Source organism: Rhodococcus sp. NPDC006774 (assembly GCF_040636045.1).
Classification (GTDB): Bacteria; Actinomycetota; Actinomycetes; order Mycobacteriales; family Mycobacteriaceae; genus Rhodococcoides.
Genome location: NZ_JBEYIW010000006.1, coordinates 189,606 through 202,278, shown reverse-complemented (window position 1 = coordinate 202,278; position 12,673 = coordinate 189,606). Strand labels below are relative to the sequence as shown.

Genomic DNA, 12,673 nt, shown 5'->3' with positions numbered 1-12,673 from the left:
CCATGCGGGTGCGGGGCCGCGGGCTGCCGGACGGGACCGAGATCGATCTCTGGATCGACGGCGGCGTTCTGTCGACCGAGCCGATCTCGGATGCAGAATTCGTGCACGACGGCGGCTGGATTCTGCCCGGTCTCGTGGACGCCCACTGCCATGTCGGAATCGAATACGGCGGGGGACACACCGACCTGAGCGGGTCGATCCGGCAGGCCGAGACCGAGCGAGGCGTCGGCGCTCTGCTGTTGCGCGACGCCGGGTCGCCGGTCGACACGCGCGCCCTGGACGAGCGCGAGGACCTTCCTCGGATCATCCGAGCGGGCCGCCACATCGCATCACCCAAGCGATACATCCCGGGTCTGGCGATCGACATCGAGGACGAATCGCAACTGCCGGAGGCGGTGGCTCAGCAGGCTCGATTCGGAGATGGCTGGGTCAAGCTCGTCGGCGACTGGATCGACCGCTCGGTGGGAGATCTCCGACCGCTGTGGAACGATTCGATCCTCGTCGACGCCATCGCGGCTGCCCACGCCGAGGGTGCGCGAGTGACCGCCCACGTATTCGGCGAAGATGCCCTGCCCGGACTGATCGCGGCGGGAATCGACTGCATAGAACACGGCACCGGCCTGACCGACGAGACCGTCGAGATGATGGTCGATCACGGCACCGCCCTGGTACCGACGCTCATCAACATCGAGACGTTTCCCGGAATCGCGGATTCGGCCACCCGATACCCCGTGTACGCCCGGCACATGCGGGCGCTGCACGAACGCGTCGCCGATACCGTCGGACGTGCTCACGACGCAGGCATTCCCATCTACGCGGGCACCGATGCAGGTGGTTCGATCGCGCACGGCCGCATCGCCGACGAGGTCGCCGCGCTCGCTGCCGTCGGACTCTCACCGACCGACGCGCTCGGAGCTGCCTGCTGGGACGCCCGGTCGTGGCTGGGTCGACGGGGGCTCGAGCACGGCGCGCCCGCAGATCTGGTCGTCTACGCCGAAGATCCGCGCGGGGGACCGGATGTGCTGTCGAACCCGGAGCTGGTCATCCTGCGCGGACGCGTGACCGACCGCCGCGGTCGCACGAGGAGTGGAGCGGCGGCCCGAGGGTGACCGATCCGAGAAGCGCTGCAGGACAATCCGATCCGGACCGCCCCAGCTGGGCGGGAATGGCACCGATGAATCACGTTCAGCAGCAAGGATCGGGATTGTCCGAAACCTACTGGCGGGCCGAGCAGGCCGCGCTCGAACGCACGAGCGGTCAACGGTGGGGACTACCGGCCGCGGCGCTGGTGCTGGGGCTCAACCTCGCGGGATTCCTGATGCTCGGCGTCGTCGTGTCGTCGGACGCGTCGGCCGTCTTCGTGGTGGGCATCATGATTCCGAGCTTGCTCGCTGCCGGACTGGCGGTGGCGATCTCGAAGGCGCGGGGCAACGGACCCGTCGTCGACTTCGGCCTCCCCAGATCCACCCCCGAATTCCTCGGTCACCTCCGATCCGGGTTGGCGTGGGGTGGCGTCGCGGTGGTCGGTGGCATCGTGCTGGCTCTGATTCTGTTGTCCCGTATCGAATTCGACGACCCGACGCCGCTGGGCAACGTCACCGATACGGCCGTCGGATGGAAGATCGTTCTGGCACTGTGGATCTGGATCGGTGCACCGATCTGCGAGGAAACGATGTTCCGCGGCATGCTGTGGGGAGCGCTCGAGAAACGCACCAGCCCCATGCCCATGGCCTGGTTGGGCAATAGATGGGTCGTGCTGGCGATCACCGCGGTGTTGTTCGCGATCTGGCACCGCGAGTGGTGGCGCTTCGTGGTACTGCTGTGGGGAGGGTTCGCGATCGGCATCGCTCGAATGCGCTCCGGTTCGATCGTCGCGTCGACCACGGCCCACTCGCTGAACAACACTCTCCCTGCCCTGGTGATTCTGCTGGCGTGACGGGACCGGTTCTGCGGGCCCGATTCACCGATCGTGCTATCCGTCTGGCACAATGAACAGCTGTTCGCCCGTCATCCGGTTACGTACCGAGCGGCGGTCACAACAACCCTCAACGCAAAACCGGGTTCGCATGCCGTGCGGACCGCTGAATTGCGCCGTGACCAACTTTCGAAAGGCTTCACCAGAACATGGCTGTCAAGATCAAGCTCATGCGTATCGGCAAGATCCGCACCCCGCACTACCGCGTCGTCATCTCCGATGCCCGCACCCGTCGTAACGGCCGTGCGATCGAGACCATCGGCACGTACGAGCCCAAGCAGGACCCCAGCATCATCGAGATCAACTCCGAGCGGGCGCAGTACTGGCTGAGCGTCGGCGCACAGCCCACCGAGCCTGTCGAGGCACTGCTCAAGATCACCGGTGACTGGCAGAAGTTCAAGGGCCTCCCCGGCGCCGAGGGAACCCTTCGCCTCGCCGAGCCCAAGCCGTCCAAGCTCGACCTGTTCAACGCCGCACTGGCGCAGGCCGACTCCGAGCCCCAGGGCGAGGCCACCACCGCCAAGAAGAAGAAGGCTCCGAAGGCCGACGACGCCGCTGCGGAGACCACCGAGGCTGCAGCAACCGAGACGGCAGACGCGCCGGCCGCCGAGGCTGCTGAGAAGTGAGTGCCGTTGTCGCCGATGCCGTCGAACATCTCGTTCGCGGCATCGTCGCCAATCCCGATGACGTTCGCGTCGAGATGATCACCGGCCGTCGTGGCCGCACCGTGGAAGTCCACGTGCACCCCGACGATCTGGGCAAGGTCATCGGCCGTGGCGGTCGCACCGCCACGGCACTGCGCACGCTCGTCTCGGGTATCGGTGGTCGCGGCATCCGTGTCGACGTGGTCGACACGGACCAGTAGGTCACAACCCATCATGGAGCTGGTCATCGGCCGTGTTGCGAAGTCGCACGGCATCAAAGGCGAAGTCGTCGTCGAGGTTCGCACCGACAACCCCGACGATCGCTTTGCCGAAGGAACCGTTCTCTCGGGTCGCAAGCCTCGATCGAACGCCGAACCAGCCTCGTACACAGTGGACGCCGTCCGGGAACACTCCGGGCGGCTTCTGCTGCGTCTGAACGGTATCGACGACAAGACGGCCGCCGACCAACTTCGGGGCATTCTGTTCGTCGTCGAATCCACCGACCTTCCGCCGTCCGACGACCCGGACGAGTACTACGACCACGAACTCGAAGGCCTCACGGTGATCCTGACCGACGGCACAGTCGTGGGAACGGTCCGCGAAGTCCTCCACTCCGCAGCGGGGGAGCTGCTCTCCATCACGCCGAGTCCCGGCTCCGGCGAAGCCACACGCACCGAGATTCTCGTGCCGTTCGTGGCGGCCATCGTGACGTCGGTGTCGTTGGCAGACAAGACGATCGAGATCGATCCGCCCGAGGGTCTGCTGGATCCGGAGTAGATCGTGCGCCTCGACGTCGTCACCATCTTTCCCGAATACCTCACGCCGCTCCGAACTGCGTTGCTGGGCAAAGCAATCGACCGCGGCCTCGTCTCGGTCGAGGTCCACGATCTGCGGTCGTGGACGCACGACGTGCACAAGGCCGTCGACGATTCGCCGTACGGCGGCGGACCGGGAATGGTCATGAAGCCGACTGTTTGGGGAGACGCACTCGACGACGTGCTGACAGACGATTCTCTCCTCGTCGTGCCGACGCCGGCCGGAGTGCCGTTCACCCAGCGGACGGCCGAGCGATGGTCCTCCGAGCAGCATCTCGTCTTCGCCTGCGGCCGATACGAAGGCATCGACCAACGCGTGTTCGACGACGCCGCACGTCGCGTCCGGGTCGAGGAAGTCAGCATCGGCGACTACGTGCTCATCGGCGGCGAGGCGGCCGTCCTCGTCATGGCCGAGGCCGTGGTGCGATTGATGCCGGGTGTCCTGGGCAATCAGCAGTCGCATCAGGAGGACTCGTTCTCCGACGGTCTGCTCGAAGGACCGAGTTACACGCGCCCCGCACAGTGGCGTGATCTCGACGTTCCGCAGGTACTTCTCTCGGGTGATCACGCCAAGATCGCTGCGTGGCGTCGACAGCAATCACTGGACAGGACCGCCGAGCGTCGTCCGGACCTGTTGCAGGACTGACGAATTCAGCTGACGGTGCCGTCGGGGAAGAGCATCGAGACGAAGCCGGTGAGTGTTTCCCGCGCATGCAGGGCGCTGGCGTCGTCGCTGACGTCGACGACGGCGGTGTCCGGATAGCGTTCCATGTCGTCTGCGTAGAAGATGTCCTCGCGTGACGACAGAGCCAGAACGTAGCGGTTGTCGACGCCGATCGTGCCTGTCGACAGGTGTACCCACCGATCGGACACACAGCACATCCAGCCCTGTTTCACAGCGTGCACACTCTCGCCGGGCAGACCGTCGACGATCCCGAAATGCTGTTTGTAGCCGTCCGCGGCAATCGGCGCCGAACGCCGCAGCATTTCGATCACGACGTCCGTCGAGGCAGCCGTCAGACCGCCGCTACCGTTGAGCAACCCCGCGTAGTAACCGACCAGGTCGCTGGGCGTGGTCTCGGTGTTGTACCACTGGTCGTCACCGGGAGCCGTGGTGCTGGTCAAGCCGTAGCGAGCCGCGACCGTCCGCACGATCTCGGACGAGCCGTAGCGGTACCAGAGCGTGTATGCGGCGTTGTCGTCGGACAACTCGAGCATGCTGGTCATGGTGTCCAGGTCATCGGCGGAGACCGGACGGTTCTCCGACTGCGCTCGGAACAACACCTCGTCGGCGATGAAGAGTTTGGACACCGACGCGGTTTCGACCTGAACGTCGGCATTGCTGCTGTAGTAGGAGCCCGTCTGACGATCCAACAGCGCGAAATCGACATCGGCACCACGGGACTGGGCCGACGCGATCGCCATCGGGATACGAGCTTCGAGAGCTACACCGTCGACCTTCTCCATATCGGGAAAGGGCGATGCCGACGTCTCTGCGGTTTCCTTCGAGGCGGAGTCACCGATCTGATCGTCGGGAGGAACCGAGCACCCGGCCAGAATCAGTGAGGCGCAGGCTGCAGCCAGGAACCGAGACCCCCTGACCATCCGCGTATCTCTCCCATACGTTGAACCGCTGACCGACTTGTCCCACAGTAGCGGTAGGGTCCATCGCCGTGACCACTGCTCTGAAATCTGTGAACAAGCGCATAGCCGAAGAACTCGACGTTCGTGAAGAACAGGTTCGTGCCGCCGTGGAACTACTCGACGGCGGGTCGACGGTCCCGTTCATCGCGCGCTACCGCAAGGAAGTCACCGGCACCCTCGACGACGCACAACTGCGTCAGCTCGACGAGCGGCTGCGGTACCTGCGCGAGCTCGACGAGCGCAGAGACGCCGTCATCGAGTCCATCCGCTCGCAGGGCAAGCTCGACGACGCGCTCGAGCAGTCGCTGATGCTGGCCGACACCAAGGCGCGCGTCGAGGACATCTATCTGCCGTTCAAGCCCAAGCGTCGCACCAAGGCTCAGATCGCGCGTGAGGCCGGGCACGAGCCCGTCGCCGACGCCCTGTTCTCCGACCCGAGCACCGACCCGGCCCAGTTCGATCAGGAGCAACTCGACGGCGCGCGGGCGATTCTCGTCGAGCGTTTCGCCGAGGACGCGGACCTTGTAGGGGAACTGCGCGAACTGATGTGGACATCCGGCAAGCTCGTCGCGTCGGTTCGCAAGGGCAAGGAGGAGGAAGGTGCCAAGTTCTCCGATTACTTCGAGTTCTCGGAACCGTTCACGAGCCTGCCCTCGCACCGCATTCTCGCCACGCTCAGAGGCGAGAAGGAAGAGGTGCTCTCGCTCGGTTTCGAGCCCGAGCGCGACGAACCGACCCCCGGGGTGCCGAGCGTCTACGAGGGTCGGATCGCCACCAAGTTCGGAATAGCGAATCGGGGACGGCCGGCCGACAAATGGCTGCTCGACACCGTCCGATGGGCGTGGCGCACCAAGATGCTGGTGACCGTCTCCCTCGATACCAGGATGCGCCTGCGTCAGTCGGCCGAGAAGGACGCCGTCGACGTCTTCGCGAGCAACCTCAAGGACCTGCTGCTCGCCGCTCCGGCAGGCAACCGCACCACCATGGGCCTGGACCCGGGCTTCCGTACCGGCACCAAGGTCGCCATCGTCGACGCCACTGGCAAGGTCGTCGACTACGACACCATCTACCCGCACAAGCCGCAGGGCAAGTGGGATCAGGCTGTGGCCACCCTCGCGGGCCTGGCTGCCAAGCACAAGGTCGAACTGATCGCCATCGGCAACGGCACCGCATCGCGTGAAACCGACTCGCTGGCAGCAGAATTGATCGCCAAGTTCCCTGCCGCCAACCTGACCAAGGTGGTGGTGTCCGAGGCCGGCGCGTCGGTGTACTCCGCGTCCGCTTACGCCTCGAGCGAGCTGCCCGAACTCGACGTCTCGATCCGCGGTGCCGTCTCGATCGCCCGCAGGTTGCAGGATCCGCTGGCCGAACTGGTCAAGATCGATCCCAAGTCGATCGGCGTCGGTCAGTACCAGCACGACATCTCCGAAACCCTGCTGGCCCGTTCCCTCGGGGCCGTCGTGGAGGACGCGGTGAACGCCGTCGGCGTCGACGTCAACACCGCGTCGGTACCGTTGCTCTCACGGGTCTCCGGTATCGCCGGCTCTCTTGCCGAGAGCATCGTTGCGCACCGCGATCAGAACGGTCCGTTCTCCAGCCGCAGCACACTCAAGGACGTACCGCGTCTGGGCCCCAAGGCTTTCGAGCAGTGCGCCGGATTCCTCCGCATCTCCGGGGGCGAGGATCCACTGGACCGGTCGAGTGTTCACCCGGAGGCATATCCCGTCGTGCGGCGCATCGTCGGCAAGGCCGGCGTCGGAGTGCGGGAGGTCATCGGCAACACGGCGCTGTTGCGCGGACTCGACCCGGCCGAATTCGCCGACGAGCGATTCGGTCTGCCCACCGTCACGGACATCATCTCCGAACTCGAGAAGCCGGGACGCGACCCTCGTCCGGAGTTCAAGACCGCGACCTTCGCCGCCGGAATCGAGAAGGTCGCCGACCTGAAGCCGGGCATGACGCTCGAGGGAGTCGTGACCAACGTGGCGGCGTTCGGGGCATTCGTCGACGTCGGTGTGCACCAGGACGGGCTCGTGCACGTCTCGGCGATGTCGCACAACTTCGTCAAGGACCCCCGCGAGGTCGTCAAGTCCGGGGACGTCGTGCGCGTCAAAGTGATGGAGGTCGACATCCCCCGTCAGCGCATCGGTCTGAGTCTGCGGCTGGACGACGAGCCCGGTGCCGGTGGTGGCAAGGACGCCGCCCGCGGACAGCAGGATCGGCCTCGAGGTCAGGGACGGGCCCCGGGCGCGAACCAGGGTGGCCGCGGTCGAGACGCACGCCCGCAACGGGATCGCCGAACGGCCGGGGGCGCTGGCGCGGCGACACCGGCTGCCGGTTCGATGGCCGACGCGCTACGGAAGGCAGGATTCGGAAAATAGCGAGCGGTTCCTCGGTCGATGCTGCGGTGGGCGGTCCCGGACGCGAATAGTGTGAAACGCGTTCACCGGTCGTTCGGCAGGAAGGACGTGAGGCACACGTGAGGTGGTTGCAACACGGGGTCATCGATCACGGCCGCCTGCCGCTGCTGTGTTTCCTACTGGGACTGTTGGTGGGCTTCCTGCTGATCCGACTCAGCGTCAGGATGATTCGCGCAGATGTGAAGTGGTGGCCGGGAAACATCACGCCCGGTGGTCAGCACATCCACCATGTCGTGTTCGGAATCGTGCTGATGCTGCTGGCGGGTATCGGCTTGATCGCGGTGTACGTCGACGGTTCCGAGTCGGTCGGCGCGGTGCTGGCGGCGATCTTCGGTATCGGCGCCGCTCTCGTCCTCGACGAGTTCGCGTTGATCTTCTATCTCCGCGATGTCTACTGGTCCGAACAGGGGCGAACGTCGGTGGACGCCGTGTTCGCGGCTGTGGGCTTCACCGGCCTGCTGCTGCTCGGCTTCCATCCTCTGGAGTTGCTGAGCCCGGCCGGTTTCCGCGCCGATCCCGACCCGTGGGTGCGCGGCACCGTGGCTGTGTTGGCCCTTGCCAATCTTGCGCTCGGTGTCGTCGTCCTGCTCAAGGGAAAGATCTGGACCGGACTGCTCGGGCTGTTCGTCCTGCCGATCCTCGTCCTGGCCGCAGTGCGGTTGAGCAGGCCGAGCGCCCCGTGGGCGAGGTGGCGCTACACCACCAGGCCGAAGAAGATGGAACGCGCTCTGCGCCGGGAGAAGCGGTGGCGACGGCCGATCATCCGGGCCAAGATCTATCTCCAGGACGCGATCGCAGGCAAGCCGAGCATCGTGCACGCACGTGAGGCCACCGAGCAGGAACTGGCGCGGACGGTACTACCTGCGCCGATGGCGAGTGGGACGGCTACAAGCCGGGAAGCGCCGATTTCGTCGAACGCCTGATGGTCTGGCATAATGGTCGGGTTGCCTCTAGCAGGCACGGACCTCACTCGGAGTACGAACCAGTCGAGCCGTTGCATCAGCGAGCCGCTCGGTTCCTCTACTCATGCGCAGAACGCAAGGATGGCACAACCGATGAACACACTGGACTTTCTCGACAATCAGTCGCTGCGTGGCGACATCCCCGATTTCCGCCCCGGCGACACACTGAACGTGCACGTCAAGGTCATCGAAGGCTCGAAGGAGCGCATTCAGATCTTCAAGGGCGTCGTCATCCGACGTCAGGGCGGTGGCGTTCGCGAAACGTTCACGGTCCGCAAGGTCTCGTTCGGCGTCGGCGTCGAGCGCACCTTCCCGGTGCACAGCCCCAACATTGCGCAGTTCGAGGTCCTCACCCGTGGTGACGTCCGTCGCGCCAAGCTCTACTACCTCCGCGATCTGCGTGGCAAGGCCGCCAAGATCAAGGAAAAGCGCTGACCGGTTCCGCCCGGACACATCAGTTCACACCATGCCGCGCCGCCCGTCAGGGCGACGCGGCATGATGCGTTCTGCCCGCGATCGTCCCGCGTTCCACCCTGCCGACGGGCGGATCGAGAGCCGTGAACCGCCGATGCGCAGACCGTCCGGCCGTGTGGTCGACGGTTCCGGCTAACCTGATCACGTGACGCAGTCCCCACTGGATCCAACCGACGAGCCCGACGACGAGTCTTCACGGAAGAAGCGTCGGGAACGCAAGCCCCGATCGTTCTGGCGCGAGCTTCCCATTCTGATTCTGGTAGCGCTGGTGCTGAGTTTTCTGCTCCAGACATTCGTCGCTCGGGTGTATCTGATCCCGTCCGAATCGATGGAGCCGACCTTGCACGGCTGCACCGGCTGCACCGGTGACCGCATCGTGGTGGAGAAGATCGGATACAGATTCGGCGACCCGAAGCCCGGCGACATCGTCGTCTTCCGTGGCCCGGATTCGTGGAACGACGAGTTCGTGTCACAGCGGTCCGACAATTCGGTGATTCGTGGGGCACAGGAAGTCGGTTCGTTGATCGGAGTTGTCGCTCCGGACGAGAACGATCTGGTCAAGCGCGTCATCGCCACCGGCGGTCAGACGGTCGAATGCTGCGACGACCAGGGTCGAGTTCTCGTCGACGGGCAGCCGTTGGACGAGCCGTACATACAGATGGACTTCCCCTTCACTCCCGGCACCATGACGTGCGACACCGAATTGAAGTCCGGACGATGCTTCGATCCCATCACGGTGCCGGAGGGCAACATCTGGGTGATGGGCGACAACCGAAGTAATTCACGGGATTCCCGGTACCACATCGAGGACGAGTTCAAGGGCACCGTCCCGCTCGACAACGTGATCGGCAAGGCCGTGTTCATCGCGCTTCCACCGTCACGAACCGGCCTCCTGGATTCTCCCGACATCCAGGGTCGATGACGGTATCCGGTCGCCGCGCGCCGCGCGCACGCGCCTCTCTGACGCGGTCGTCGTGGCCGCCGCGTCCGATCATCCGACGAGCGGCCGGCTTGCGAACGATGGAATCGGCGCTGGAGCGGGGTGGTCTCGGACCGGTCGCGGGAGTCGACGAAGCGGGACGAGGAGCATGCGCCGGTCCGTTGACGGTCGCGGCGTGTGTGCTCGGTGCGCGGGCTCATGCGGCTCTCGCGGACCTGGACGATTCGAAGAAGCTGACCGAGCGACGACGCGAGGAGCTCTTCCCCACGATTCAGAGGCTGGCACTGGCATGGAGCGTGGTGTCCATCGATGCGGCCGAGGTCGACCGCATCGGAGTCCACGTGGCGAACATCGAGGGAATGCGACGCGCGGTTGCCGGGCTCGGCATGACCCCGGGTTACGTACTCACCGACGGTTTCCGAGTACCCGGTCTTCCGGTTCCGTCGTTGCCGGTGATCGGCGGCGACGCCACCGCGGCGTGCATCGCCGCGGCGAGCGTGCTGGCGAAGGTCTCCCGGGACCGATGGATGGTGCAGCTGGACGAGACGATTCCCGGCTACGGGTTCGCCGTGCACAAGGGGTACAGCACGCGCGCGCATTCCGCCGCGATGACGGCACTCGGCCCGAGTAGGGAACATCGCATGTCGTACGCCAACGTCGCGGCAGCGGCGGCAGGCATGTCACGCGAGAGAGTCGACGCCCTGGGGCGAATGGACTGCCCGGACGCACGTGCGCGATGATTGCTTCTCACGCCCGACTGGAGGATGAAAGAAACCGATGAGTGCCGAAGATCTCGAAAAGTACGAAACCGAGATGGAGCTCTCGCTGTATCGCGAGTACCGGGACATCGTGGGTCAGTTCAACTACGTCGTCGAAACCGAGCGTCGGTTCTATCTGGCCAACTCCGTCGAACTCATTCCGCACAATGCCGACGGTGAAATCTACTTCGAATTGCGAATGTCCGACTCGTGGGTGTGGGACATGTATCGTCCCGCCCGTTTCGTCAAGCATGTCCGGGTGATCACCTTCAAGGACGTCAACATCGAAGAGTTGGACAAACCAGATCTTCGTCTGCCGGAATAGCTCTCCTCGTCCGGCGAGTGCGGCGCGACGGAGTCACCCGAGCGTCGGACGTCGGAGCGGCGGGTTGCGAACCGCCTGATTCGATGCGGTCGTTGTGTTCCGACTGTATCGACACACGAAAAATTGGACACCCGGCCAAATCGGTCCGCGTGTTCTGTTTCAGTGTTCGGTGTCACGGAAAGTTGTTCTCGGTCGAAAGGTGCACGCCGGTTTCGTGTGTGAAACACACTGCGCAACAGTGCTATTCGAATTCGTAGATTACTCACTCGAAAAGCTGATCAATTTCTGTACCGATATTTTCGATTCGACACGTCGCGAAACACCTGCAGTTCTTTGCGTGGATACGAGAATGGGTGGTAGAACTTGAATATCACATCCCCCAGACGTGTAAGAGGTACGAGATGGCACGCAAGACACTTGTGCAGATGATCGACGATGTAGATGGATCGGTCATCAAAGACGGCCAAGGTGAATCCATCGAATTCGGCATCGGTGGAAACCAGTACCGCATCGATTTGAATCTCAAGCATGCCAACGAATTGCACGAACAGTTGGCATTCTGGATCGAGCATGCCGAGAAGATTTCCGGACGCCGTACCCGTAAGGGCGGTGCTGCAGCAGCACCGGTTCGCGGCAAGGTCGATCTGCAGGACATTCGAGCATGGGCACGCGAGAACGGCCACGAGGTCAGTGCCCGCGGCCGCATCAGTCAGGATGTGCAGGCGGCCTACGAGGCTGCTCACTGACAGTCCTTCGAAACCGAGGCGTGAAGTCTCGGCAGACGTTCTACGTATCGGTACTTTCGGGTTTCGGTACCGATACACCGCATCAGCTCCGTCCGATTTCATGAATCCGGACGGAGCTTTTTGCGTATCGGGTCTGCTCTCACCCGGCCGCTCGAACACGCTCGGGCCGTAGCACGGCGGTCCGACACAGCGGACCGATCGCCGCCGACGATCGGACCGTCGGTCCACAGTCGGGTAGTTGTCCACAGGGCAATTTCCCACCTGCACTTTCTTCGTTTCTCCTCTTTCGGGTCGTGCCACCGTCGAGACGACCGAATCGGCCGCAATACACGGTCGGAGAGTGGAGGAATGGCGGACATGGCAACCAACCAGGAACTCGGTGCGCGCGGTGAGGAACTCGCGGTGCGCCATCTCGAGGACATCGGCCTGGATGTGATCGAGCGGAATTGGCGGCATCGGTCCGGAGAACTCGACATCATCGCGCGCGACGGCGACACCATGGTTTTCGTCGAAGTGAAGACTCGCTCGGGAATCGGTTACGGAACACCGGCCGAAGCGGTGACGTACGCGAAACAGACGCGAATCAGAGGTCTCGCGCTGCGGTGGCTTTCGCTGCAGCAGGGACCGTGGGTACAGATCAGGTTCGATGTGATCGCAATAGTGGTCGGTCGTCACGAAGAACCGGTCATCACGCACGTTCGGTCCGCGTTCTGATGCCACTCGGGAGAGCGCATTCGGTGGCGGTCAACGGGGTCGACGGTGTGTTGGTGGAGATCGAAGCGGACATCGGGCAGGGCTTGCCCGGTACGCATCTGGTCGGGTTGCCCGATACTGCTCTGAACGAATCGCGTGATCGAGTCAAGGCTGCGGTGAAGAACTCGGGCGGAACGTGGCCGGACAGCCGGGTGATTCTCGCTCTGTCGCCCGCGACCCTGCCGAAGGGCGGATCGGTGTACGACTTTACGTAGGT

At 64.2% G+C, this 12,673-nt stretch carries 15 protein-coding genes and 1 pseudogene; 15 read left to right on the top strand and 1 reads right to left on the bottom strand.

The genetic code is table 11. From position 1 onward, the window contains the following. The first annotated feature begins 2 nt into the window (after positions 1–2). The 6 genes from ABZ677_RS11900 to trmD all read left to right on the top strand — a co-directional run bounded on the left by ABZ677_RS11900 (position 3) and on the right by trmD (position 4,080). Entirely contained in the window at positions 3–1,109 is a 1,107-nt protein-coding gene (locus ABZ677_RS11900; protein ID WP_358369482.1) for an amidohydrolase family protein, read from the top strand. Next, on the top strand, positions 1,106–1,936 hold the full coding sequence (locus ABZ677_RS11895) for a CPBP family intramembrane glutamic endopeptidase (RefSeq protein WP_358369479.1): 831 nt from the start codon (positions 1,106–1,108) through the stop codon (positions 1,934–1,936). Before ABZ677_RS11900 ends, ABZ677_RS11895 begins: the two co-directional genes overlap by 4 nt. 188 nt (positions 1,937–2,124) lie before the next feature. Beyond that, positions 2,125–2,601, top strand: coding sequence for a 30S ribosomal protein S16 (rpsP, locus tag ABZ677_RS11890; RefSeq protein WP_358369476.1), 477 nt, complete (start codon positions 2,125–2,127; stop codon positions 2,599–2,601). Beyond that, positions 2,598–2,840 carry an RNA-binding protein gene (locus ABZ677_RS11885; protein ID WP_027496687.1) on the top strand — a complete coding sequence of 81 codons (243 nt, stop codon included), beginning with the start codon at positions 2,598–2,600 and terminating at the stop codon, positions 2,838–2,840. Before rpsP ends, ABZ677_RS11885 begins: the two co-directional genes overlap by 4 nt. A 13-nt stretch (positions 2,841–2,853) precedes the next feature. Then, positions 2,854–3,396: a ribosome maturation factor RimM gene (gene rimM / locus ABZ677_RS11880; protein WP_037189653.1), complete on the top strand. Its 543-nt coding sequence runs from the start codon at positions 2,854–2,856 to the stop codon at positions 3,394–3,396. A 3-nt stretch (positions 3,397–3,399) separates the two neighbouring features. Continuing rightward, positions 3,400–4,080 (top strand): tRNA (guanosine(37)-N1)-methyltransferase TrmD, encoded by a 681-nt coding sequence (gene trmD, locus ABZ677_RS11875; protein WP_037189652.1) that lies wholly within the window; start codon positions 3,400–3,402, stop codon positions 4,078–4,080. Between the two features lie 5 nt (positions 4,081–4,085). Here the strand turns inward: trmD and ABZ677_RS11870 are convergent, their stop codons facing one another. After that, the gene (locus ABZ677_RS11870; RefSeq protein WP_358369471.1) at positions 4,086–5,039 is read right to left on the bottom strand and encodes a serine hydrolase; all 954 of its coding nucleotides are present in this window, start codon (positions 5,037–5,039) and stop codon (positions 4,086–4,088) included. 68 nt (positions 5,040–5,107) lie between these two features. Between ABZ677_RS11870 and ABZ677_RS11865 the strand changes: the two genes are divergently transcribed. The 9 genes and pseudogenes from ABZ677_RS11865 to ABZ677_RS11825 form a co-directional block, all read left to right on the top strand. After that, entirely contained in the window at positions 5,108–7,459 is a 2,352-nt protein-coding gene (locus tag ABZ677_RS11865; RefSeq protein WP_358369468.1) for a Tex family protein, read from the top strand. Positions 7,460–7,566: 107 nt separating this feature from the next. Further along, positions 7,567–8,421, top strand: a complete 855-nt coding sequence (locus tag ABZ677_RS11860) for a hypothetical protein (RefSeq protein ID WP_358369690.1) — start codon at positions 7,567–7,569, stop codon at positions 8,419–8,421. A 132-nt stretch (positions 8,422–8,553) separates the two neighbouring features. Next, positions 8,554–8,895 carry a 50S ribosomal protein L19 gene (gene rplS, locus ABZ677_RS11855; protein ID WP_032378188.1) on the top strand — a complete coding sequence of 114 codons (342 nt, stop codon included), beginning with the start codon at positions 8,554–8,556 and terminating at the stop codon, positions 8,893–8,895. 199 nt (positions 8,896–9,094) lie between these two features. Beyond that, positions 9,095–9,856 carry a signal peptidase I gene (gene lepB, locus ABZ677_RS11850; protein ID WP_358369687.1) on the top strand — a complete coding sequence of 254 codons (762 nt, stop codon included), beginning with the start codon at positions 9,095–9,097 and terminating at the stop codon, positions 9,854–9,856. Next, positions 9,853–10,614 (top strand): ribonuclease HII, encoded by a 762-nt coding sequence (locus ABZ677_RS11845; RefSeq protein ID WP_358369465.1) that lies wholly within the window; start codon positions 9,853–9,855, stop codon positions 10,612–10,614. The genes lepB and ABZ677_RS11845 overlap by 4 nt, the downstream gene beginning before the upstream one ends. A 37-nt stretch (positions 10,615–10,651) precedes the next feature. After that, positions 10,652–10,957, top strand: coding sequence for a DUF2469 domain-containing protein (locus tag ABZ677_RS11840; protein WP_008717288.1), 306 nt, complete (start codon positions 10,652–10,654; stop codon positions 10,955–10,957). Between the two features lie 401 nt (positions 10,958–11,358). Then, positions 11,359–11,703, top strand: coding sequence for an Lsr2 family protein (locus tag ABZ677_RS11835; RefSeq protein WP_037189646.1), 345 nt, complete (start codon positions 11,359–11,361; stop codon positions 11,701–11,703). Between the two features lie 357 nt (positions 11,704–12,060). Further along, on the top strand, positions 12,061–12,417 hold the full coding sequence (locus tag ABZ677_RS11830; RefSeq protein WP_094634544.1) for a YraN family protein: 357 nt from the start codon (positions 12,061–12,063) through the stop codon (positions 12,415–12,417). Beyond that, positions 12,417–12,662: pseudogene (locus ABZ677_RS11825) on the top strand (magnesium chelatase domain-containing protein); the annotation flags it as partial. The gene ABZ677_RS11830 and the pseudogene ABZ677_RS11825, both read left to right, overlap by 1 nt. Positions 12,663–12,673 lie beyond the last annotated feature (11 nt).